Raw genomic sequence first — 24,939 nt, 5'->3', positions numbered from 1 at the left:
TACCGCCAACTCGCCGTATCGCGCTATCCTTTCTCATCATTCGAACTTCAAGGACGCCCATGCTCCGTCGCCTTCAAAGCCTCACGTCTGTAGTATTGTCTCTTTGTTTCGTCGCCGCCGCCCACGCGCAAGTTGCAACGCCACCGGCCACAGCAGCGGCCGTTGGGAAGGGAGCCGGAACAACTCCCACGCCACGCGAACAGCGCGCCATCAAAGCCTTCAACACCGCAAGGCAAAGTCCTCTCCAACTTAATGCCTTCCTCACCCGCATGCCCAAGGGTGCCGACCTGCACATGCACCTCTCAGGAGCCATCTACGCCGAGACCCTTATTAAGGATGCAGCCTCTGATCTTCTTTGCGTCGACCTAACCACCCACACCCTGGTCAAGCCGAGCGGCACCACTCGCAGCATCCCGCCGCAGCCCGTCTGTGGCGAGGGCCACGCCCGCGCCGAGGGCGCCTTCAAAGACCAGAAGCTCTATGATGCTCTCGTCGACTCCTTCTCCATGCGCGCCTTCGTCCCCAGCTCGGGTGTCAGCGGGCACGATCAATTCTTCGCAACCTTCGACCGCTTCCGCACTCTCAACAAATCCCACGCTGGAGAATGGCTCGACGAAGTCGCCACCCGCGCTGCCGCTCAGAATGAGCAATACCTGGAGGTCATGGAGACACCCATCTTCACCGACCTCTCGAAGATCGTCTCAACGATTGATTGGCCCTCCACGCCTGCCGATCCAGCGCAAAATCGCACGGGTAACGCCACCGGCACCAGCCGAGAAGATCTTAGCCATCTCCGCGAAACCCTTCTCAACGCAGGCCTCCGCGACGAAGTCGCCGTCGATCGCAAAGAACTCGATAACGCCCTCGACGCTCGTGACCGCATAGAGGACTGCGGCCAGCCCAGCGCCCAGCCGGCCTGCTCCGTCAAGGTTCGCTTTCTCTACCAGGTTCTCCGCGCCTTCCCCCCGCAGCACGTCTTCGCGCAGACCCTGCTGGCCTTCGAGGTTGCCTCAGTCGATCCTCGCGTCGTCGGTCTCAACTTCGTCCAGCCCGAAGATGCCTACCTGTCCATGTCCGAATACCACCGCCAGATGTTGATGCTCGACTACCTTCACAGCGTCTACCCCAAGGTCCACATCGCCCTCCATGCCGGCGAAATCGCCCCCGGTCTCGTGCCACCCGATGGTCTCCGCTTCCACATTCGCGAAGCCGTCGATCTCGGCCACGCCGAACGCATCGGCCACGGCGTCGACGTCATGTACGAGAACGAGCCTCAGGCATTGCTGAAAGAATTAGCCGACCGTCACATCATGGTTGAGATCAACCTCACCTCGAACGATGTCATCCTCGGAGTCACCGCCCCCTGGCATCCGCTTCCGTCCTATCGCGCCGCCCGCGTTCCCATCGCCCTCTCCACCGATGACGAAGGCGTCTCCCGCATCGATCTCACCAACGAGTACACACGCGCCGCCATGGACTTCGACCTTTCCTACCTCGACCTCAAACAATCCGCCCGCACCAGCCTTGAACACAACTTCCTTCCCGGCCCCAGTCTCTGGCAGCAACCCGACGTCTTCACCAAAACTGTCGCCGCCTGTGCCGGACAGCCTCTGGGATCCGCAAACCCCACACCAAACTGCCTGAGCTTTCTTCAATCCAGCGAAAAAGCCGCCGAACAATGGGAGCTCGAACACCGCTACGATCTCTTTGAGTCCAATCTGAATTAGGCCTCATCAGATGCGCCGAACATCAACGTCGTCACATCAAACGTTGGTCGCACGTTGTCCGCCATATCTTTATGGACGCATACGTCATCACACCAGACCAACCCGAGAGTTCATCATGAAAAAAGCAGCGGTCACTCTTCTTCAATTTGTTCTCTTCCTGTTAGTTTTCGTCATCGGCAGCTTTGCCCATCCGTTAAATCTGCAATGGGGCCTTACCGTGACTACTCCTGCCGTAACACGGTACTTCGTGGTGGATGGACTCGTCCTTATGTTTATCCTCTACGCGCTTATTCTGGTTATTGAAGCCTTAACCAAGCGCCTGCGAAGCTACGCACCGTGGACGACGTTTGCCCTCATTCTCGCAACAGTGCTCGGGTTGATGATCAAGATAGGTTTCGTCACTCGGTCTGCCTACTAGGGTTCTATGCCATACGACATCTTCCATCTCCTCGCCGAAGCCCAGAGCCGCCTCGATGAAGGCTTTGCCCATCTGCCGCCCGCACCCGCGCCCCCGCTGGACGAAATAGCCTCTGCGATCCTCAATCAGGTAGCCAGCCGCCTGCAGGACAACTACCCCTACGCCCATCCTCTCTACGCCGGCCAGATGCTGAAGCCGCCCCACCCCATCGCCCGCGCCGCCTATGCGCTGGCCATGTCGGTCAACCCCAACAATCACGCCCTCGACGGCGGCCGCGCCAGCTCCGCCATGGAGATCGAAGCCGTCGCCGCTCTTGCAAAGATGTTTCACTGGCCCAAGCATCTCGGTCACCTCTCAAGCGGCGGCACCTTCGCGAATCTTGAAGCGCTCTGGGTCGCCGGTCAACTCGCGCCAGGTAAGGCGATCGCCGCCTCTGACCAGGCCCACTACACGCACAACCGCATCTCAAGCGTCCTCGGCCTGCCCTTTTTCGCCATCCCCTCCGACGACCGCGGCCGCATAGACCTCCACGCACTCGAGCGTCTCCTCGAAACCCAAAACATCGGCACCGTCGTCGTCACGCTAGGCACAACGGCCATCGGCTCGGTTGATCCACTCGACCAAGTCCTCGTGCTGCAGAAAAAGTTCAACTTCCGCATCCACGTCGATGCGGCCTACGGCGGCTACTTCACCCTCGCCTCCAATCTCTCCCCCGAGACCCGCGCTGCCTTCGACGCCATCACCCACGCCGACTCCATCGTCATCGATCCGCACAAGCACGGCCTCCAACCCTACGGCTGCGGCTCCATCCTCTTCCGCGACCCAGCCGTCGGCCGCTTCTACAAGCACGACTCCCCCTACACCTACTTCTCCTCTAAAGACCTCCACCTCGGCGAGATCTCCCTCGAGTGCTCCCGCGCCGGAGCCTCCGCCGTAGCTCTTTGGGCGACCCAGCAACTCCTCCCCTACATTCCCGGCGGCGTCTTCGCCCAGGGCCTCGAAGCTAGTCACACCGCAGCCTTGGAACTCCACCGCCGCCTCACCGAATCCCCCCACTTCCTCACCCCCTCCAGTCCGCCTCAGCTCGATATCGTCTTCTGGGCCGTGAACGCCCACACACCAAAAGCCTCCTCGGCGCTGGCTCAATCCATCTTCGACGAAGCCGCCAAAAACGATCTCCACCTTGCTCTCGCCAAGCTTCCGGTGCGTTTTTTTTCACATAATACCTGGCAAGATACCCCCAAAAACGACGCGGCAAACAAAGTCACCTGCCTCCGATCCGTCCTCATGAAGCCGGAGCATCTCCTTTGGTTAGAACACTTATGGCAACGCCTTCAGGCCGCGGCCGTCCGCCAAGTCGGGTCAATACCCCGATAGCATGAGAAAACGTAACCAGAGTTCCATCTTTTGATGGAGGGTCGTTTGGTAGAATCAGCCATAATTTCAAGTTCCAACGATCTCTTTCGGATCTCGCAGCGCATCTCACCCGCCGACAGAGAATCATGTGTCATCGCAACCTGGGCCATCGTCGCGACGAGATACAAAATCGGATGAGAAAAGGATTAACCACCGCATGACTCTTCCCTCCGCCTCCATCCCTGTTACGACGCCTGATCTCTCCACCCGCACCATCGCTTACTTCTCCATGGAGATAGCTCTCTCTCCGGCCCTGCCCACCTACTCCGGTGGCCTCGGCATGCTCGCCGGCGACACTCTCCGCTCCGCAGCCGACACCGCCGCCCCTATGGTCGCCATCTCGCTCGTCCATCGCTGCGGCTACTTCCGCCAGAAGCTCTCCGACATCGGCCAGCAGACCGAAGCCGACGTCCCCTGGTCCCCCGAGACCACCCTCCCCAGCGCCAACCAGATCATCGCCCTCACCATGCAGGGCCGTCAGGTTCTGGTCCGTGCCTGGCGCTTCGACGTCGTCGGCGTCACCGGCCACATCATCCCCGTCTTCCTGCTCGACACGGACGTCGAAGGCAATGACCCCTGGGATCGCCGCCTCACCGACCACCTCTACGGCGGCGACACCTACTACCGTCTCTGTCAGGAGACTGTTCTCGGCCTCGCTGGTGTCTCCTTACTTGACGCGCTTGCCTGTAAACCGAAGGTCTATCACATGAACGAGGGCCACGCCGCCCTCCTAGCCATCGGCCTTCTTGAAGAGCACCTCGCCGGCACCCCACTCAAAGACGCAACCGAAGCCGACATCGAGTTCGTCCGTCAGCAGTGCGTCTTCACCACCCACACCCCTGTCCCGGCCGGCCACGATCAGTTCGGTGTCGATCAGATGTACCAGGTTCTCGGCAACGACCGCGCCGCCGCCATCGACCAGTTTGGCTGCCTCCACAACGGCCTCATGAATATGACCTACATCGCCCTGCGCTTCTCGCGCTTCGTCAACGGCGTCGCCATGCAGCACGGCAAGGTCTCTCAGCAGATGTTCCCCGGCTACAAGGTCTACTCCATCACCAACGGCGTTCACGCCGCCACCTGGCTCTCGCCCCAGTTTCAAGAGCTTCTCGACGAAGAGATTCCTCACTGGCGCACCGACAACCAGTACCTCCGGTCGGTTTACGGCATCGATCCGGCCCGCATCGCCGCCGCGCACAACAAAGGCAAGCTCCGCCTCTTCAGCGCCATTGCCAAACGCACCGGCCATCACTTCAATCCCAACGTCCTCACCCTCGGCTTCGCACGCCGCGTCGCCACCTACAAGCGCGCCAGCCTTCTCTTGCACGACCCCAAACGCCTCGTCGAGATAGCAGAAAAGATCGGCGGCCTCCAGATCCTCTACGCCGGCAAAGCCCATCCCGCCGATGTCGCCGGCAAAGGCCTCATCCGCGACGTATTCGCCTCTGCCGCCAAGCTCAACTCTTCGGCCCTCAAGATCTACTACATCGAAAACTACGACTGGGAGTTGGGCGCTCTCCTCACCCAGGGCGTCGATGTCTGGGTCAATACGCCTCGCCGCCCCTACGAGGCCTCCGGCACCTCCGGCATGAAGGCCGCCCTCAACGGTGTCCCCTCGCTCTCCATCCTCGACGGCTGGTGGATCGAAGGCTGCGCCGAAAACACCACCGGCTGGGCCATCGAAGACGGCGAAGACGAAGCTGCTGAAGCAACCAGCCTCTACGAAAAACTCGAAGAGTCGATCGCTCCCATGTACTCCAATCCTCACGCCTGGGCGCACATGCAGCAGCACTGTATCGCCATCAACGGCAGCTTCTTCAACACCCACCGCATGCTGGCGCAGTACTTCGAAAACTCCTACTTCCCACCCACATTGTTATCCCCAACTCAGACCAGCTACCTCGAGCATCGTCGCTCGACGGACACGGTAGTAGCCGAACCCGCCTTGGTCTAAACCCAACCCCAACAAGGCGCCGAAGGCGCGTCAGCCTCGATGGCAGATCGCGCGGTGCGCGCAGCACGCGATCTGCCTGTTTTTAGCTTCTCAAGCAGTTGACTCAAACCATCTAATCGCCAGCCACAACCTCAGCCACCCGCCGCCGCCCAGCCCGTCGCCCCCGCACCGCCCGGGCAAACCTGCCCCTCACTCGATCGAAAAACAGATAAACCACCGGCGTAGTAAACAGCGTAAGCGCCTGCGACACAATCAACCCACCCACAATCGTGATCCCCAGCGGTCTCCGCATCTCACTGCCAGTCCCGCGACCCAACGCCAGCGGCAGCCCTCCGAGCAGAGCCGCCATCGTCGTCATCATGATCGGCCGAAACCGCAGCATACAAGCCTCGAAGATCGCCTCCTGCGGCGTCTTGCCATGCTGTCTCTCCGCCACCAGCGCAAAGTCGATCATCATGATCGCGTTCTTCTTCACAATCCCAATTAGCAGAATGATCCCGATCATCGCGATCACACTCAAATCCACGTTGAACAGCAGCAGCGCCACAATCGCGCCCACCCCAGCCGAAGGCAATGTCGACAGAATCGTCAGCGGATGAATGAAGCTCTCATACAGGATCCCCAGCACAAGATAGACCGCGACCAGAGCCAGCAAAATCAACCACGGCTCACTCTTCAGCGAATCCTTGAAGGCCTGTGCCGAACCAGCAAATCCGCCATGAATCGCCGACGGCATCCCGATATCCACGCGAGCCTGCTGAATCGCCTGCGTCGCCTGACTCAGCGAAGCCCCGGGAGCCAGATTGAACGACAACGTAGTAGCCGGCGATTGCGCCTGATGATTCACCGCCAGCGGAATTCTCTGTGCTTCAAAGTGCGTCACCGCCGACAGCGGTACCATCGCCCCCGTAGTGCTCTTCACATAGATACTCTTCAGCGCATCCGGATCTTCCTGGAACTGCGGCGCAACCTCCATCACCACGTGATACTGATTCAGCGGCATGTAGGTCGTCGAAACCTGGGTCTGTGCAAACGCATCCGACAGCGTGGAATCAATCGTCAGCGGCGACACCCCCAACCGGCTGGCTGTCGCACGGTCGATCACCAACTGCCCACGTAATCCCAGCGCCTGTTGATCCGTAGCGACGTCTTTGATCTGCGGCAGTTGATCCATTGCAGCTTGCAACTTAGGACCCCACTCGTTCAACTCCTTCAGATTATCTCCAGTCAGCGTGTACTGATACTCCGTCGCCGTATTCCGTCCGCCAATCCGCAGATCCTGAAACGCCTGCAGGTACATAATCACGCCAGGCAAGTTGCTGACCTTGGGCCGCAACCTGTTCACGATCACCTGCGCCGTGTCTCCCGCCTTCTTGCGCTCCGCATCCGGCTTCAACGACATGAACATGAAGCCGCCGTTTGAATTTCCGCGCCCACCCGCAAACGCCGTAACATCTTCAACGCCTGGATCCTGTTGCGCAATCGCCGCCAGCGCCAGCACATTCTTCTTCATCTGCGCGAACGATACATCCTGCTGCCCCTGTACCTGCCCACCGATACGCCCCGCATCCTGCTCCGGAAAGAATCCCTTGGGTACCAGGATGTACAGATAAACATTCAGCACAAACGTCAGCACCGTAATCACCAGCACTAGCCGTTGATGCTTCAACACCCAGCGCAACCCCAACTCATACTCCGCCGCCATCCACGCCAGCGCCCGCTCACCCGAACGATAGAACCACCCATGCTCCCGCCTGCCATGTGGCTCCAGAAACTTCGCGCTCAACATCGGCGTAGTCGTCAGCGATACCACCAGCGATACCATAATCGCCACCGAAAGCGTCACCGCAAACTCACGAAACAGCCGCCCTACAATCCCACCCATCAGCAGAATCGGAATGAACACCGCAATCAGCGACGTGCTCATCGACACCACCGTAAATCCAATCTCCTTCGAACCCACCATCGCCGCTTGCAACGGCGTCATCCCGGCCTCAAGATGCCGGCTGATATTTTCGATCACCACAATCGCGTCATCGACCACAAACCCCGTCGAGATCGTTAGCGCCATCAGCGAAAGATTATCCAGCGTATATCCCAGCAGATACATCACCGCGAAGGTCCCCAGCAGGCTCAAAGGCACCGCGACCGTCGGAATCAAAGTCGACCGCACCTCCCGTAGGAACAGAAACACCACCAGGATCACCAGCAGGATCGAGATCACTAGCGTTCGCGTTACATCCTTCACCGAAGCACGAATCGTCGTTGTCCGGTCGAGTGCCACATGGACCGAGATCGCCGGTGGAATCGATGCCTCAAGCAATGGCAGCATCTTCTTCACGTTATCCACGGTCTCAATCACGTTCGCCGTCGAAGTCTTGAACACGATCACAAGAATCGCAGGCTTGCCATTGAACACGCCGGTGGCATGAACATCCTCAACGCTGTTGACGACATTCGCTACATCCTGAATCCTTACCACACCATGCGCCGTTCCAGGCCCGGCACCCATCCCGGTACTCGCAACGACAGGTGCAGCAACAGCCGCAGTCGAACTGTTCGCCACGGGCGCGTTTGCAGCAGTCCCGCCGCCACTCGAACCCGCACTTCCACCAACCGCCTGCGGATTGCTCGTCAACGCGCTCGCCACCGAAGCCGGCAGCCCCGAACTCGCAGCCGCAGAACTCACCGGCCCTTTGTCCGTCGCAATAATCAACGGAGCATACGCCGCCGCGCCAAACAACTGATCCGTCGCACTGACACTCCACCGCCGCGTGTCATCCTGCAGATATCCCTTCGGCTGATTCACATTCACTGTGCCGATCGCCGCCCGCAACGCCTCCAGCCCCACACCATAGTGCGCCAGCTGCATCGGGTTCGCCTCGATCCGCACCGAAGGCTTTGCGCTTCCTCCGCAGAACGTCTGCCCCACACCCGGGATCTGCGCGATCTTCTGTGCCAGAATACTGTCGCAAGCGTCATACAGCTGCGGCACATTCATCGTGTCAGAGGTCAACGCGATAATCATGATCGGCGAGTCCGCCGGATTCACCTTGTAGTACCCAGGATTACTTGGCAGATTCGCAGGCAGTTGACTCCGCGCTGCATTGATCGCCGCCTGCACATCCCGCGCCGCTCCATTCACATCGCGCGTCAGATCAAACTGCAGCGTAATCCCCACCACGCCGGTTGAAGAATAGGACGTCATCTCGTTGACGCCGGCAATCTTCGAGAACTGCCGCTCCAGCGGCGTCGCCACAGACGAGGCCATCGTCTCCGGATCGGCACCCGGCAAATTCGCACCTACCGAGATCACCGGAAACTCCACCTGCGGCAGACTGGCCACGGGTAGCAGCGTATAGGCCACCGCACCCGCCAGAATCACCGCCAGCGACAACAGAAACGTCGCTACCGGCCGCCGAATAAATGGTGCTGAAAAATGCATAATTCTTAATCCTTAACCATCAATCAGCTGACATCGCGTGCGCGTGCAACTCCACATCCTTGGAACCTTGAGCCCGCCTCGACCTGCGCGCGATCCGGTCGAAGAACAGATAAACCACCGGCGTCGTAAACAGCGTCAACACCTGTGACACAATCAGTCCGCCAACAATCGTGATCCCCAGCGGCCGCCTCAACTCACTACCCGTGCCCGTTCCAAGCGCCAGCGGCAAACCGCCAAGCAGTGCCGCCATCGTCGTCATCATGATCGGCCGAAACCGCAGCAGACAAGCCTGATAGATCGCCTCCGTCGGCGTCATCCCCTGTTCGCGCTCAGCCTCCAGCGCAAAGTCGATCATCATAATCGCGTTCTTCTTCACGATCCCGATCAGCAGAATGATGCCGATCAGCGCAATCACACTCAAGTCCACATGGAACAGCAGCAGCGCCAGAATCGCGCCAACTCCAGCCGACGGCAGCGTTGAAAGAATCGTAATCGGATGGATATAGCTCTCATACAAAACACCGAGCACGATATAAACCACGATCAGCGCTGCCAGGATCAGAATTGGCTCATTCGCAATCGAAGACTCAAAAGCCTTCGCCGAACCCTGGAACTCACCCTTAACGCTCGGTGGCATATTCAGCTCCGCCTGGGCCTTATTCACCGCATCCACTGCGTCGCCGATAGACTTGCCCGGCGCCAAATTAAACGAGATCGTCACAGCCGGGAACTGTCCCTGGTGATTGATCACAAGCGCCGTGGGCTTCTCTTCAAAGTGCGTAAACGTCGACAGCGGCACTTGCGTTCCGTTCGAACTCTTCACATAAATGTTGTCGAGCGCCGCCGGATTTCGCTGGTACTTCGGAGCCACCTCCAGCACCACGTGATACTGATTCTGCTGCGTAAAGATCGTCGAAACCTGCCGCTGCGCAAATGCATCATCCAGCGTGTCGTCGATATTCTGCGGCGTAATTCCCAGCCGAGAAGCCGTATCGCGATCGATCACCAGCTGCGCCTCAAGCCCGCTCATCTGCTCATCGCTCGCCACGTCGCTCAGAATCGGAATCTGGTTGAGCTTCGCGACCAACCTGCCCGTCCACATCGCCAACTCCTCAGTATTCGCATCTTCCAACGAGTATTGATACTGCGTGCGGCTCACGCGATCTTCCACCGTCAGGTCCTGCAGTGGCTGCAGAAAGCACTGAATCCCATCCACCGTTGCTACCTTCGGCTCCAGCCGCTGAATCACCTCGAGCGCGGTGGAACTCCTCTGCTCCCGATCCTTCAAGTTGATCTGAATGCGCCCGCTGTTCAACGTTGAGTTGGTCCCGTCGATTCCAATGAACGAGGAAACACTCTCAACATCTTTATCCTGCAGAATGATTCTAGCCAACGCCTGTTGCCGCGAGCTCATCGCGTTGAAGCTGATCGTCTGCGGAGCCTCCGTAATCCCCAGCAGCACGCCCGTATCCTGCACCGGGAAGAACCCCTTCGGCACAATCAAAAACAGATACACCGTCAGTGCAAACGTAGCCAGCGTCACCAGCAGCGTGGCTGTCTGATGCCGCAGCACAAACCGCACACCCACCGCATACTTCGCAATCACATACTCGAAGAACTCTTCGCTCTTCTTGTAGAACGCATTCTGCTCGCTCTCCGGCGTATGCCGCAGCAGCTTCGCCGCCATCATTGGCGTTAACGTCAGAGAAACCAGCGCCGAGACCAAAATTGTAACCGCCAGCGTTACAGCAAACTCGCGGAACAGCCGACCCACAATATCGCCCATGAAAAGCAGCGGAATCAGCACCGCAATCAAGCTCACCGTCAGCGAGACAATCGTGAACCCAATCTGTTCCGAACCCTTAAGCGCAGCCTCCAGCGGCGAGTCACCCTGCTCCAGAAACCGCGCAATGTTCTCGATCATCACAATCGCGTCATCCACCACAAATCCGGTAGAGATCGTCAACGCCATCAGCGAGAGGTTATTCAGGCTGTACCCGAGCAGGTACATCACCCCAAACGTCCCCACAATCGACAGCGGCACCGCGACCGAAGGAATAATCGTCGCAGCAATCGACCGCAGGAACAGGAAGATCACCATCACGACCAGCCCGATCGTCAGCACTAGCGAAAACTGCACATCCTTCACCGAAGCCCGAATCGTATTCGTCCGATCCGTCAGCACCTGCAGTTGAACCGTCGCCGGCATCGTCGACCGCAGCTGCGGCAGAATCTTCTGCACCTCATCCACCACGCCGATGATGTTCGCCCCCGGCTGCCGCTGGATGTTCACAATCACCGCTGGCTTCAACACCGCATCGCGCGCGTGCTGGCCGCCCGCACCAGCCTGCGCCGCGGTCCCCATCCACGCTGCCTGAAACAGGTTCTCCGCGCTGTCCACCGCATTCGCCACATCCGACAGCCTCACCGGAGATCCATTCCGGTAAGCAACAATTACCTTGTTATAAGCATCACTCGAAGGCAGCTGATCATTCGCACCGATCGTGTACGATTGGCTCGCCCCATTCAGGTTTCCCTTCGCCTGATCCACATTTGTCGTTCCGATCGCCGCGCGAATATCCTCAAGGCTAAGTCCATAATTAGCCAAAGCCGTTGGATTCGCCTGAATCCGCACCGCTGGCTTCTGCCCACCATTGATCGACACCAGCCCCACGCCCGAAAGCTGCGAGATCTTCTGCGCGATCACCGTATCCGCCAGGTCCTCCACCTTCGCCAGCGGCAGCGTATCGCTGGTCAGCGCCAGCGTCATAATAGGTGCATCAGCAGGATTCACCTTGCTGTACACCGGAGGATTCGGCAGGTCCTTCGGCAGATAGCTGAACGCCGCATTGATCGCCGCCTGCACATCCTGCTGCGCAATATCGATCGACTCCGACAGATCGAACTGCAGCGTAATTACACTGCCGCCGCCAGAGCTCGACGAAGTCATCTGACTCAGCCCCGGTATCTGCCCAAACTGCCGCTCCAGCGGAGCCGTCACCGACGACGCCATCACCTCCGGGCTCGCCCCCGGATAAAACGTCTGCACCTGGATCGTCGGATAGTCCACCTGCGGCAGCGCCGACACCGGCAGTTGCTCATACGCGACAAACCCCGCAAGCAAAATGGCCACCATCAATAGCGAGGTGGCCACCGGCCGAAGAATAAACGGCTTCGAAGGACTCACGAGGGCTGCCCCGTGGTGCTTGTCATACCCAACTCAGCAGTTGTTCCATCTCCAGCTTTAACCGGAGCCGTCCTCGGAAATACCTTGCTTCCGTTCTTCAACTTCTCCTGCCCATCCACCACAATCTGGTCTCCCGGCTTCACTCCGCCGCTCAGGATCACCTGCGTCCCCTCAGTCAGCTCCACATTCACCGTCTGCGCCATCACGTAGTAGTTCGTCTTGTTCTCTGGCAGCTCGATCACCGGCCCATCCGCATCCTTCTTCGCCAGCGGATCAGCCGGCGGCTGCCCCTGCTTCAGCAGGTAGACGAAGTTCCCCTGCGTCCCCGTCTGCAGCGCCGAAGCCGGAATCACCACCGCATTCCTCTTCTCTTGCAGGATCAACCGCACATTCACAAACTGATTCGGAAACAGCGCCCCATCCTTATTCTCGAAGACAGCCTTGGCCTTCACTGTCCCCGTCGTCGTATCAATCTGGTTATCGACCGTCAGCAAACTTCCGCTCGCCAGGTGAGTCGCAGCAGCCCGGTCATACGCCTCCACCACCAGCTTGTCGCCCGCCCGCGACTTCTTCAACACCTCCGGCAGCTGATCCTCCGGCAACGTAAAGATTACAGCGATCGGCTGCAGCTGCGTCACCACCAGCAGTCCATTTGTATCCGCTGCATGCACAATATTTCCGGCATCCACCTGCCGCAGCCCAACCACCCCATTGATCGGCGAAAAAATCTTCGTATACCCCAGGTTCACCTTCGCCGCTTCAATCGCCGCGCGGTCTGAGGCAATCGAACCCTCCGCCTGCCCCGCCGTCGAAGCCTGTGCCTGCTGGCTCTCCTTCGAAACCACGCCAGCCGACAGCAGCGCCTCATACCGCGCCGCCTCCGCGCGAGCATTCACCGCATTCGCCTGGTCCTTCACCAACTGCCCCTGCGCCTGCTCCAGCGCCGCCTGGTAAGGTTTCGGATCGATCTCCGCCAGCACCTGTCCCTGCCGCACCGCCTGCCCTTCGCGAACCGGCACCTGCATTAACTGCCCATCCACACGCGACTTGATCGTCACCGTGTTGTATGCCGTAACGGTTCCCAGAGCGGTAAGGAAAATCGGCATCGTCTTCTGTTGCACCGAAGACACCTGCACTGGCGTCGGCCTATCCGCCTGCGCCGCCATCATCATCTGGACGCCGGTCTGTTCTGCCGTGTTCCGGCGGATCTTCCATACCGCCGCCCCCACCACGGCCAGAATCACCAGCACCACAATCCACTTCCGCGCCGGCGATCCCTTCGGCCCCTCTACCAACGGCTCGCTCTCTCGCAGGTTCTTCTGCGACTCCGCTGCCGCTGCCCCGTCTACTCGTTCTTTCTCGTTCATCTGCGTTGACGGCATGGAGTCTCTCAAGCTCTCTCAGAAAAATTCACTGCACGAACAAAATGATAGGTGTGCCAGATATCTAAGAATAAACGATAATGACGTTGGTCGCTCAGACGCATCTCCTGCGTCAGGCAATGCTGAATCTACGAAACGCCCGTCATATTCGTTCCGATTTTTGTTAGACGCAGGACAATTATTCTTAGACGCAGGGAAGTTATTGTTGGTTAGACGGAAGAAAGGACACTTTTGTCTCTCACGGCCTCACAAATCGACACCGCCGCGCTCCCCATCCTCTGTGTCGACCTCGACGGTACCCTCGTCAAGTCCGACACCTTGCACGACTCCGCACTCGCCGTCGCCCGCCACCATCCGGCTGCACTCCTTAAAATCCCCTCCTGGCTCCTCCAGGGCAAAGCTGCTCTCAAGCGCCACCTCGCCGCCACCGTCCAGCTCGACGTCGCCCACCTCCCCTACAACCGCGAACTCCTTCAATATCTTCAGCAGCAGCACGCCACCGGCCGCCCCATCTACCTCGCCACCGCAGCCGACGCCGACACCGCTCGCCGCGTCGCAGACCACCTCGGCCTCTTCACCGGCGTCCTCGCCTCCGACGGTCAGCTCAACCTTGCCGGCAAAAACAAGCTCGCCGCCTTCCGCTCCCAATTCGGCGACAACTTCACCTACATCGGCAACGCCATGCCCGATCTCCCCTTGCTCGAAAGCTGCAGGGAGCCCATGGTCGCCAACCCCACCCCCGCCCTCCGCGCCGCGCTCCGCAAAGCCCGCGTTACCCCCGCCCGCACCTTCGACGAGACCGTCTCCCCCCTCAAAGCGTGGCCCAAAGCCATCCGCCTCCACCAATGGGCGAAAAACGTCCTCATCTTCCTCCCCCTCCTCCTCGCCCACGCCTGGGCACCCGGTCTCGTCGCAGCAGCAGCAGTCGCCTTTCTCAGCTTCGGCCTCTGCGCCTCCGCCACCTACATCGTCAACGACCTGCTCGACCTCGAAGCCGACCGCCAGCACCCGCGCAAGCGCCGCCGCCCCTTCGCCTCGGGCGACCTCTCCGCCCTCTCCGGCGTCTTCGTTGTCGTCCTCTTGCTGGCCGCCTCTCTCGTTCTGGCGCTGTCAGTGCCCCGCGTCATCACCGCCCTGTCGCCTCAACTCGTCTCCCTCATCAAGCCGCATTACTTCCTTGAGTGGCTTGGCATCTACCTCGTTACGACACTCGCCTATTCGCTGCGTCTCAAGCGCTCCGTCCTGGTCGACGTTATCGTCCTCTCCGGCCTCTACACCATTCGCATCATCGCCGGATCCGCTGCCTCGGGCGTGCCCGTATCCACCTGGCTCGGCAGCTTCAGCATCTTCTTCTTTCTCTCGCTCGCTCTGGTCAAACGCTTCGCCGAGCTTGAAAACCTCAGTGAGCGCGGCGGCTCCACCATCGGAGGCCGCGGCTACCACGTCTCTGACATCGAGCAACTTCGCAGCTTCGGCTCCGCTAGCGGCTTCGCCTCCGTCGTCGTCCTCACCCTCTACATCTCGACCCTCGAAGCGGCCCAGCTCTACCACCACACCCGGCGACTCTGGCTTCTCGTTCCCGTCCTTATCCTTTGGATCATGCGCCTCTGGCTCTTGGCCTCTCGCGGCCAGCTCAACGAAGACCCCGTCGTCTACGCCATCACCGACCGCCGCAGCCTCTTCATGGGCCTCCTCGTAGCCCTCATCGTCCTCTCCGCCCTCTAGCGCATCGACACATCCGCTCCGGATAGATGTCTAATCCGAATTGAAGTTGTCACCCAAAGCGGAGCCGATAGCCGCTCTATCGCGACCGACGTGGTCGAACGAATCCGCTAGACGTCACAGTCATGCCAAGCAGATCACGTCACACATCCACCTCCGGCACCCTCCTCCAGCCTCACAGAATTCACTTGGCATCCCGCTCTGGCCGGAGTATGCTCCCGGGTAATCTCCCGTCGGCCTCCCGTATCGCGGATACGCTCAGTCCATACTGCTTCCGCTGAATAAATCTCTCCCGGCCCGGGCCCCTTCCAAGACCCTTTTATCGCTCGGCTAACGCGTCCCACGGCGCACTTGTCCCTCCGCATCTCAACCAAGGAAGGAATCGACTGTCATGCCCGAAGAAAATCGCGAAAAACAATGCCCAATTCCACCTTCTGAACGCAATATCGCCGAGGCAGGCTTGCGCGTTCCCACCATCCGCATCAGCCCCAACAACGAGAACGTTCTCGCTGATCTTGGCCTACTGGCCGACCTCGCCGGAACCTGGCAGGGCTGCGGTTCCGGCTTCAACCTCATTGCGCGGCCTGACCAGGAAGGCAAGGCCAACCTCTACCTCCAACTCAACACCACCACCGAAATTCTCACCGTCACGCCCATCGGCTCTCCCATCCCCAACCGGGGTTTCGGTCAGCCGGACATCACGCTCCATGGCCTCACCTACCTGCAAAAAATCGCCGACTCCTGCACCGGCGGAGCCATGCACATCGAGCCCGGCATCTGGATCACGCAGCCGCCCACCTCTTACCCAACCGAAACCACACCCATCGAAACCCAGATCATCGCCCGCATGGGCTCTATTCCCCACGGTAACGCTCTGCTCGCGCAAGGAATCGCCGAGCGTTTCAACGGCAATCCCACTCTACCCCTCGCTGGCCAACCCTATGCCTTCTCCCGATTTCCCTCCTTCAACAGCACTCCCTTCCCCATCGCTCCCGCCCCCGCCATCAACGCCGCCGGCTCCAACGAGAAGGACACAGCCGCCAACGTCCCGCCCCCCATCGGCCCCGTTCCCCCCTTCACCCAGTACGACATCACCATCCCCGAAGGCATCAAGAACCCCCGCACCCCCTACAACACCAACCCTCCCGACTGCCCATGGACGGCCAACTCCAAAATCGACGGCGTTCCAATCCAGAAAGTCATCAACGATCCCATCATTCTCCTTCAAACCCATATCGAAAAGCAGATCCACCAGGGTCACACCTTCGAAGGTGTGGTCCTCAACATCGCTACCCAGGCCAACATTCAGTTTCTCACCGTACCCAATAAGCCCGCCAGCCCAACTGTCAGTGCCAATATGGTCAACGCCGCCGGCGGGATCGAAAACATCCTCTTCCTCGAAGGCGGGGAGCCCACCGGACCTAAAGGCCCCAACGCCGACACTGCCACCGTCTATGCCACCTTCTGGATCGAGAAGGTTAAACACCACCACCGGGCAACCTTCATGCAGCTGCAATACGCTCAGATGGTCGTTCTCAACTTCGGAGTTCTCCTCGCACCCCCTCCTCCTCCAGGCACATCACCGGTCATCCTTGGCTGGCCCCACATCTCCGTCGCCACCCTCACCAAATCTTTCAACTAGTCTCAAACGAACTAGCTGCCCCACTCTTTGCGGCCTCACCGCAGAGGGTGGGGAGTTCTTGCCATGCCACAACCGCGTTTCTCCGCCAGCCAACAAGTCTGTAAACTTATTAGATTGAAGCCATGAGCGAACAAACCATCCCAAGTCTGTCCGGCTATGAAGAGCCTACCCTCGAAGCCGCCTTCATTACCCTCAGCGAGGAAGTCCGCACCACTGCCGCTGAGACAGCCGCCGACCCCGAAGCCTTCCGCCTCCACTGGCTAGGCCGCAAACAAGGCCGTCTCAAGCTCATCAGCGAAGCCTGGTTAAAATCCGCCCCACCCGAGGCCAAAAAAGCCCTCGGCATCCGCTTCAACGAACTTAAAGCACTTGTGGAATATCAGTTGTCTCCGGAACGACTGGTGAAGGTCCCCGTCTCAGAACCGGGACTTGTCAGCGAATACGCCACACAAGGCGGAACGATCGCAGCCAGTCTCCAGAACAAGAAGCATCCTCACCCGCTTGACATCACCCTCCCCGGTACCCTCCGCGCCCCCGGCATCCCTCATCCGCTCCTCAAAACGATGCACGAGATCGTATCTGTCTTCCATCATCTCGGCTACAGCACTAACCTCGGCCCTCAGGTCGAGTCCGACTTCTACAACTTCGAAGCCCTCAACTTCCCCGAAAATCACCCCGCCCGCGACACGCAGGACACCCTCGTCATCGCGAACCAGCAATCCCGCCCCAGCCGCGATCGCCTCCTCATGCGCACCCACACCAGCCCCGTGCAGATCCGCACCATGATCGCCCAGGCCCCACCCATCCGCATCGTCATCCCCGGCAAAGTCCACCGCAACGACGCCGCCGACGCCACCCACTCCCCCATCTTCCATCAGATCGAGGGCCTCTGCGTCGACACCAATATAACTTTCTCGGATCTAAAAGGAACTTTAGACCACGCCATGAAGGCCCTCTTCGGCTCCGACGTCAAAACCCGTTTCTTCCCCAGCTTCTTCCCCTTCACCGAACCCAGCGCCGACGTCCAAATCTCCTGCATCTTCTGCGGAGGCAAGGGCTGCCGCAAGTGCAAACACTCCGGCTGGATCGAGCTCCTGGGTTGCGGCATGGTCGACCCCGCCGTCTTCGCCGCAGTCATCGCCGAGCGCCGCAAAATAAACCCTGCAGACAACACCTACAACCCCGAAAAGATTACCGGCTTCGCCTTCGGCATGGGCGTCGAGCGCATCGCCATGATGCTCCACGGCGTCTCCGACATAGGCCACTTTTACTCAGGCGACATGCGCTTCCTCGAGCAATTCGCCTAGCCAAACTCAAACCCGAGCAACGCGAGGACCACAAACCCCGCATCCCCTAGACAAGGTATACAAGTCACGAAGTGACCGCTCGCCGCGCAGGCGGCCCGTCCGGCAGGACACCAGCATCACCCCACGCATCCTTACGAGTTCTTTACGCCAAACTAACGAACCTTTACGCCCTGAAAGTTCAAATGAGACGATTGCTGCTCCAGGGAGGCAGCAGTCCTTCATGCGCGAATGGCCTGCCTGCCTCGTACTCCTAAATGCATTTTTGATCATGCTCTGTGCTCCCGCGATAGCCCAGGATCAAATCAACGCTCAACTCAACGCTCAACTCAACGCTCAAAGCGCCACGTCAAGCCCAGCATCATCCGCAACGCCGACTCCAGACGCTCCCAAGCCATTCTTCCCAGCTCTCATCGACGCTTACAAAGAAGACTGGCACCCAACCCAGCCCGCCGGACCCGACCCCGTCCGCCGAGGTTACCCAGCACCGCTCGACTCCACCCCCTTCCCCAGCAGCGACTACAGCGTAGGCGGAACCCCCGTCCTCGGCGCGCCAGACACCCAAACCTATCCCCTCATGCAGGCCATCAACCAGAACCGAACCCGCACCAAAATCTACGGCTGGCTCAACGGAGGCTTCAACATCAGCACCTCCAACAAAGGCGATAGCGCCAATTCACCCGCAGCTTACTACTACAATCCCAACCGCATCACGCCAGACCAGCAGGTCCTCTTTATCGAGCGCCTCCCCGACACCGTCCAGACCGAACACATTGACTACGGCTTCCGCTTCGCCCAGCTCTGGGGACAGGACTATCGCTACACCACCTCAAAAGGCATATTCTCCCAGCAGCTCCTGCTTGAAAACCACGAGTACGGCTACGACCCCGTCATGTTCTACTTCGACCTCTACATCCCCCACGTCGCCAAGGGCATGAACATCCGCATGGGCCGCTACATCTCGCTCCCCGACATCGAAGCCCAGCTCGCCCCCAACAACTACACCTACTCGCACTCCCTCCTCTACACCATCGACCCCTACACCCAGACCGGCATCGTCGCCTCCATCAAACTCTCCGACCACTGGCTTGTCCAGGCAGGATTCTCCGGAGGCAACGACGTAGCTCCCTGGACCAAGGACGTCAAGCCCACCGGCACCGCCTGCGTCGACTACACCTGGCACAAAGGCGGCGACGCCCTCTACACCTGCGCCAACTCCTTCAACGACGGCAAGTACGCCTACAACAACCTGCAGGGCTACTACGAGACCTGGTACCACAAGATCAACGCCACCTGGCACACCGACACCGAGGCCTGGTACATGTACCAGCGCGACGTGCCCAACATCGCCGGCAACGTAACCAACCCCATCAAGCCCGAGATCGGTTCCAACGGCGCCTTCTGCTCCTTCGGCGAACGCACCTGCTTCGCCCCCGAAGCCGCCATCGTCAACTACACCGAGAAAGAGTTCAACCACAAAAACTATCTCTCCATCCGCAACGAGTTCGTCGACGACATCAAGGGCCAGCGCACCGGCTACACCACCAAATACTCCGAGCACCTCATCAGCTACGGCCACTGGATCGGCAACACCGTTCTCTTCCGCCCCGAGATTCGCCTAGAGCACTCCTACAATCTCCCTGCCTACGACCTTGGCACCAAAAAGACCCAATTCATCGCAGCCGGAGACATCACCTATCACTTCTAAAACGGTTGTCTGTTCTTGCAGTATCCCGCGCCCCAAAACAAAATCCGTCATCTCGACCGAAGCAACGGATAGTCTCATCGTCCGTCGCGCAGTGGAGAGACCCCCGTGTCGTGCTGTTTTGACGCTTGCAACTACTCCGCCCCCAACCCAACGCGCAAACTCTCAAGATTCTGCGGATGCACCCGAATCACCCCACCCCGCGGGCTATCAATATCCGCAATCAAAAAGAACGCCACCGCCACCACCAGCGGCAACACCATAAACAGCCTCGGCTCCATCTGCCGAGCCCCATACCCCAGCAGCCCATTGCAAAAGATCGCTATCGCAAACATCAACGCCCAAGCCGCCACCGGAATCCGGTTCCACCACGCCGCCTGCGTGTACCCCTGCGAGTTCAGCACATCGTTCATTCCGACCACTGCCAGCGCAATCACCGGCGAAGGCTGCTCCATCGCAGGCTTCGAAGCCGCCGCCCAAAGCTCCCCCTGCACCCGCGTCGTATCCGCATCGATCCGCCGAAGCTCCCACGCATCCCGCGTCCTGTAAAACCGAATCCGCAGATCCGTATACTGCCTCAGCAGCGCCCGCACCTCGGCACCCTCCGCCGCCGGCAGCAGATCCGCCCTCACATACTCGGTCCCAATCGCATTGGCCTCGGCCTCCTCCGAAGTCTTCCTCTGGTCATACCGCGCCGTCGCCATTGAAAAGCTGAACCCGATAATCAACCCCAGCAGAGTCAGCGTAGCGGCCAGCACCACCCCAAAGTCGGTTCGCAGCTCATCGGTCAAATCCCGCCGCCGCTGGCTGATCTGTCCGCCCACCCAGGCCGCAAACCACAAAAGCACAAATGCAGTTACAAATATCAGCAAAGGATAGTCCAAAGGATTCCTCACACGCTACTCTCCAGAATTGTCCCTGCCTAAGACCGTTTCTTCATCGCAGAACCAAAGAATCCAAACAGTAAATGCAGCACCGCCAACGCCAGCGCCCCCAGAAACGCCGCCTTGAACGTCGTCACCGCAAACCCAGGCACAAACTTGCTCGAGAACCACAGAATCACCGCATTGATCACGAGAAAAAAGATCCCAAACGTCAGAATCCCCAGCGGCAGCGTAATGATCTTCAGCAGCAACCCGAGCGTCGCGTTGAACAACCCAATCACCACCACCGCGATCAATGCCGACACGAAGTTACTCACGTCGAAGCCCTCAACAAAGTGCGCCACCACCAGCAGAGCCACAGCATTCAAAATCCAGTGCAAAAGCAAACGAAGCATGGTTTACCTTTCGTCTAAAAAATGATCAAGCAAAATGGTCAAAAAACCTTCAGCAAAATTTGATACCGGAGTAGCGATCAGCATATCCGACCCCACCTGCCTCCGCCACAACTTCCGAAGAAGTCCCCGCTCGAAAACACACTCACTTCGCCGCCTCACAGTCATAGCTGATCACGCGCGAACCTCGCTCGCCACTTCGCACAAGCCAGGCGCGACGAGAGATTTGTGAGTCAGCAAAACAAGCGGGCTGCGCAATCTTTTGCCGTCCGCCGTATGGTATTCTCCCCTCGTTCCCTCGATCCCAGGCCCCAGCAACTGTAGTTTCGTCACCGTCTTTGTGCCGATCTGTCTTCGCGCACCGTGAGGAAAGCTCCGTGGCCGTCGCTTCACCAACCTGCACGCCATTAACGCCCGCAGTTGGCGCCGACCCGCAACCTCGGCTGCGTGAGCTCGACTCGCTTCGCGGCTTGGCCTCCCTCGTCGTTGTCTTTCACCACTTCATCCTCATGTGGCCCGCCTGGCCCTGGCCCACACACGGACCCCTCTGGCACCAGCTTCATCTCACCCTGCTCTTCTATCCGCTCTACGCCGGACACGAAGCCGTCATGCTCTTCTTCATTCTCAGCGGCCTGGTCCTGTCCTTCCCCTACCTTCTAGGCCGCGGCCAGCCCTATCCCATATTCCTCGCCCGCCGCATCCTTCGCATCTACGGACCCTATCTCGCCGCGCTGGCCCTCTCCGTCGCCGGCGCCGCAAAGTGGCACGGCAACCTCGGGCACGGTAAATGGGCCTCAGCCTTCTGGTCCGAGCCCGTCCGTTGGACCCTCGTCCTCCAGCACATCGCCTTCCTCGGCTTCTACAACTGGCAGCAGTTCAACTTCGTTATCTGGTCGCTTATCGTTGAGATGCGAATCTCCATCTTCTTTCCCTTCCTCGCCCTCCTCATCCTTCGAGTGCGAACCCGCATCGCTCTCCTCCTCGCAGTCGCTCTATCGCTCACCGAGTTTGTTGTGCTTCGCCTGTATCCCCAAACAGACCAGGCCACCGGCCTCTTGAGAACCGTTCACTACACCGCCTTCTTCATCTTCGGAATTCTTCTGGCCAGGCATCTAAAAACCATCTCAGCGCGATTCTGTTCTTTGCCCATCGCCATTCGCATCGGCATCGGCCTCGCTTCTTTCCTCCTCTACAACCTCAGCATCCCCTTTCTGTGGGACTATCGCCGTCCCTGGACCATGACCTCAGCCGAGTGGCTCGTAGCAGCAGGAGCGATCGGATTTATCGTCCTGGGCCTCAACGAATCACCGGTCCATCTTACAGCCTCTATCTCATGCACGTCCCCGTACTTCTCGCACTCACCTTCTCGCTCCACAACGCGCTCTCTCCTTGGGGACAATTTCCCATTTACCTCATCGCAACCCTCACCCTCTCATGGCTCTTCTGCGCATGGGTTGAGGAACCTTTCATCCGCCAGGGCCAACGCCTCGGCAAGAAAAAGCTTCTCTCTCTCTGAACCATCCCCCAATCAGAAGCCCGCCGCTCTTCAACGCTGACCGCCAGTCGCCTTCGCCGTTCAGCGTTTTCGAAAGAACGGGCGCACTGCTCAGTGCACCTTAGGCGTCACCCCAATCGTCTTCATCCATACATCCACCAGCTCCGGCCACCCCGTCACCGGAAGCTTCGTCCGCCGCAGCCCATACCCATGCCCACCCTCGGCATACACATGCAGCTCCGTCGGAACACCCGCGCTCTTCAGCGCCAGAAAGTACTCCACCGCATTCTCCACATGCACCGTATCATCCTCCGCCTGTACCAGAAACGTAGGCGGCGTGTCCTTGGTCACCGGAATATCCGCGCTGAACTTCATCCCATTCTCCGCATCCGCCAGGTACCCCGGATACACCACCACCGCAAAGTCCGGCCTGCAGCTCAACTTATCCGCCGCATCCACCCGCCGATATAGCCTCGTCTCATAGTGAGTACTCAACGCCGCCGCCAGATGCCCGCCTGCAGAAAATCCCAGCACCCCAATCTTCTTCGCATCCACCTTCCACTCCGCCGCATGCTCCCGCACCAACCCCACCGCCCTCTGCGCATCCTCCAGCGCCTCGTCCGACTTCGGATAAGGCCCCGTATCCGGCACCCGATACTTCAGCAGAAAACAAGCCACGCCCCGCGAGTTCAGCCAATCGCAAACCTCGGTCCCCTCCAGGTCCATCGCCAGAATCTTGTACGCGCCCCCCGGAAACACCACCACCCCAGTCCCATCGCCCGCACCCTTCGGCTCATACACCGTCAGCGTAGGCACCGACACATTCCCCACCCGCGCCACCCATCTCCCCGCCATCAGCGGACTGGCCGCCGTCGAAGTCTCCCCCTCCGCTCCCGTCGCCGTCTTCACCCCCGGAGCCCCCTGCGGCCACAGCGCCACCACCGCATGCTCAGGCCCCGCAGGCCAACTCGTAGATTGCGACCAACCCACGCCACAAAAACACACCACGACCAAACCGAACAAAACTCGCCGCATCCGCAAAGCCTCCCCAAACCACACAGCCATCATCAGCGGATAACTCTCTTCAGGCAAGCCACCACCAGAAGCGAATCATCAGATCGCACAAGTAAAAGGGATTTTTTCAACGAGAAGATCCTGGTCAATCCGTTGACCAGTCAATCCAGCGACCAGTCAAGGCCTACTTGGGATTCCGTCCATGTGACACGTCAAGGAGCTTTGAGGTCTTAACCTCCTGCACTGTCTTCATGTCATCAGCCTTAGGAACCCATGTCGCCTGGGGCTCGCCATTATCACGAGGCGTCTCAGGCTTCGGCTGCTCTCGCGGACTCTCCGGATCCTCAGGCTCCTCCTTCCGCTCTCTCATCCGCGAATCAAGGCTTCCCGCCAGCACAACCAGCGACCCCACCAGCGCGAACCCCGACTTGAAATCGATCCACGTCATCTCACTCCGCCGTCCTTATTACGGCCGCGCACCCAAGAATCAATACCCCAATCCCGTAGTACCAGCTGTGCATCTGAACCAGGCCTTTAGGAATCATCGCCTTCGTCGTCTCGATATGGAGCATCGTGCTGATCACCCCAAACTCAAACGAAACCATGACGGTGTATGCGATCACAATGCCAACCGTCAATATGTCCCAGATCGTCTTCTTGCGGATCATCACGAATCGTCCCAGACTGTCCCCAACCAGGGCCACACAGATCAGGTAGACATCTCCTCGTTCGATCACCTCTTTAAACCCCCGGCCCGTTTCGCCCAGATCATCCCCCGTCAGGGCAAAGACGAGCGGAATCATCGCAAACGCAAAACCAAAGATCCCCCACACCAGCAGCCCCTTCCACGGCAGCGTCTTCAGGGTGAGTGTTCTCATGCACGTCATTGTGCTCCCACTTTGACCCAAAGTAGGAGCTTTTTTTATGCGTCTCTTCCCACTGGCAGCATGGTTTTCGTTGGTTTGCTCCAACCTCATCAGCATGAGCAGTTAGACTGAAAGCCTTCCAACATGAATAAAATCTTTCTACTGCTTGCCCTCTCAGCAACAAGCTTTGCTCAGCAACCACCCTGTGGTCTCACGTCGATCAAAGAAACGATACCGCTACTCTACCCGCCCATCGCGAACGCCGCGCGTGTGAGTGGAACGATGATCTTCCTAGGGCGTGTTCACGCTATGTTCTAGTTTTCTGTTAGTCTGGTCTTACCGATGGAACTGACAGAAGCGCAGTATGAACGGATCCGGGATGCGTT

General features: G+C 59.2%; 17 protein-coding genes. 9 read left to right on the top strand and 8 right to left on the bottom strand.

The window, feature by feature from the left end:
• The first annotated feature begins 59 nt into the window (after positions 1-59).
• The 4 genes from HDF08_RS00085 (at position 60) to glgP (ending at position 5,515) form a co-directional block, all read left to right on the top strand.
• The gene (locus tag HDF08_RS00085) at positions 60-1,727 is read left to right on the top strand and encodes an adenosine deaminase family protein (protein ID WP_179636431.1); all 1,668 of its coding nucleotides are present in this window, start codon (positions 60-62) and stop codon (positions 1,725-1,727) included.
• A gap of 115 nt (positions 1,728-1,842) precedes the next feature.
• On the top strand, positions 1,843-2,145 hold the full coding sequence (locus HDF08_RS00080) for a hypothetical protein (RefSeq protein ID WP_179636430.1): 303 nt from the start codon (positions 1,843-1,845) through the stop codon (positions 2,143-2,145).
• A gap of 6 nt (positions 2,146-2,151) precedes the next feature.
• Positions 2,152-3,522: a pyridoxal phosphate-dependent decarboxylase family protein gene (locus HDF08_RS00075; protein WP_179636429.1), complete on the top strand. Its 1,371-nt coding sequence runs from the start codon at positions 2,152-2,154 to the stop codon at positions 3,520-3,522.
• A 196-nt stretch (positions 3,523-3,718) separates the two neighbouring features.
• Positions 3,719-5,515: an alpha-glucan family phosphorylase gene (gene glgP / locus HDF08_RS00070; RefSeq protein WP_179636428.1), complete on the top strand. Its 1,797-nt coding sequence runs from the start codon at positions 3,719-3,721 to the stop codon at positions 5,513-5,515.
• A gap of 112 nt (positions 5,516-5,627) precedes the next feature.
• Here the strand turns inward: glgP and HDF08_RS00065 are convergent, their stop codons facing one another.
• Genes HDF08_RS00065 through HDF08_RS00055 form a run of 3 tightly spaced genes read right to left on the bottom strand, consistent with a single transcriptional unit; the run spans position 5,628 to position 13,529 of the window.
• Complete coding sequence (locus HDF08_RS00065; RefSeq protein WP_179636427.1) at positions 5,628-8,960, bottom strand: efflux RND transporter permease subunit; 3,333 nt, start codon at positions 8,958-8,960, stop codon at positions 5,628-5,630.
• 19 nt (positions 8,961-8,979) lie between these two features.
• Positions 8,980-12,147 carry a multidrug efflux RND transporter permease subunit gene (locus HDF08_RS00060; protein WP_179636426.1) on the bottom strand — a complete coding sequence of 1,056 codons (3,168 nt, stop codon included), beginning with the start codon at positions 12,145-12,147 and terminating at the stop codon, positions 8,980-8,982.
• Positions 12,144-13,529, bottom strand: a complete 1,386-nt coding sequence (locus HDF08_RS00055) for an efflux RND transporter periplasmic adaptor subunit (protein WP_257030806.1) — start codon at positions 13,527-13,529, stop codon at positions 12,144-12,146. Before HDF08_RS00055 ends, HDF08_RS00060 begins: the two co-directional genes overlap by 4 nt.
• A 231-nt stretch (positions 13,530-13,760) precedes the next feature.
• Here HDF08_RS00055 and HDF08_RS00050 point away from each other — a divergent pair, with 231 nt between their 5' ends.
• The 4 genes from HDF08_RS00050 to HDF08_RS00035 all read left to right on the top strand — a co-directional run bounded on the left by HDF08_RS00050 (position 13,761) and on the right by HDF08_RS00035 (position 19,905).
• Positions 13,761-15,254, top strand: a complete 1,494-nt coding sequence (locus tag HDF08_RS00050; protein ID WP_179636425.1) for a UbiA family prenyltransferase — start codon at positions 13,761-13,763, stop codon at positions 15,252-15,254.
• A gap of 388 nt (positions 15,255-15,642) precedes the next feature.
• Positions 15,643-16,893 (top strand): heme-binding protein, encoded by a 1,251-nt coding sequence (locus HDF08_RS00045; protein ID WP_179636424.1) that lies wholly within the window; start codon positions 15,643-15,645, stop codon positions 16,891-16,893.
• Positions 16,894-17,015: 122 nt separating this feature from the next.
• Positions 17,016-18,200, top strand: a complete 1,185-nt coding sequence (gene pheS / locus HDF08_RS00040) for a phenylalanine--tRNA ligase subunit alpha (RefSeq protein WP_179636423.1) — start codon at positions 17,016-17,018, stop codon at positions 18,198-18,200.
• Positions 18,201-18,420: 220 nt separating this feature from the next.
• Complete coding sequence (locus tag HDF08_RS00035; RefSeq protein ID WP_179636422.1) at positions 18,421-19,905, top strand: outer membrane beta-barrel protein; 1,485 nt, start codon at positions 18,421-18,423, stop codon at positions 19,903-19,905.
• A 131-nt stretch (positions 19,906-20,036) separates the two neighbouring features.
• On the opposite strand, the gene HDF08_RS00030 is transcribed toward HDF08_RS00035, so the two are convergent.
• Positions 20,037-20,798: a bestrophin-like domain gene (locus tag HDF08_RS00030; protein ID WP_179636421.1), complete on the bottom strand. Its 762-nt coding sequence runs from the start codon at positions 20,796-20,798 to the stop codon at positions 20,037-20,039.
• A 26-nt stretch (positions 20,799-20,824) separates the two neighbouring features.
• Positions 20,825-21,181 carry a phage holin family protein gene (locus HDF08_RS00025; RefSeq protein ID WP_179636420.1) on the bottom strand — a complete coding sequence of 119 codons (357 nt, stop codon included), beginning with the start codon at positions 21,179-21,181 and terminating at the stop codon, positions 20,825-20,827.
• Positions 21,182-21,555: 374 nt separating this feature from the next.
• Between HDF08_RS00025 and HDF08_RS00020 the strand changes: the two genes are divergently transcribed.
• Positions 21,556-22,734: an acyltransferase family protein gene (locus tag HDF08_RS00020; protein WP_179636419.1), complete on the top strand. Its 1,179-nt coding sequence runs from the start codon at positions 21,556-21,558 to the stop codon at positions 22,732-22,734.
• A gap of 50 nt (positions 22,735-22,784) precedes the next feature.
• On the opposite strand, the gene HDF08_RS00015 is transcribed toward HDF08_RS00020, so the two are convergent.
• From HDF08_RS00015 to HDF08_RS00005, 3 genes are all read right to left on the bottom strand, one after another.
• Positions 22,785-23,765: an alpha/beta hydrolase gene (locus tag HDF08_RS00015; protein ID WP_306459650.1), complete on the bottom strand. Its 981-nt coding sequence runs from the start codon at positions 23,763-23,765 to the stop codon at positions 22,785-22,787.
• A 106-nt stretch (positions 23,766-23,871) separates the two neighbouring features.
• Positions 23,872-24,135, bottom strand: a complete 264-nt coding sequence (locus HDF08_RS00010) for a hypothetical protein (RefSeq protein ID WP_179636418.1) — start codon at positions 24,133-24,135, stop codon at positions 23,872-23,874.
• 1 nt (position 24,136) lies between these two features.
• On the bottom strand, positions 24,137-24,565 hold the full coding sequence (locus HDF08_RS00005; protein WP_179636417.1) for a hypothetical protein: 429 nt from the start codon (positions 24,563-24,565) through the stop codon (positions 24,137-24,139).
• Positions 24,566-24,939 lie beyond the last annotated feature (374 nt).

Source organism: Tunturiibacter empetritectus (assembly GCF_013410875.1).
GTDB lineage: Bacteria > Acidobacteriota > Terriglobia > Terriglobales > Acidobacteriaceae > Edaphobacter > Edaphobacter empetritectus.
This window is presented reverse-complemented; position numbering and strand designations above follow the sequence as displayed.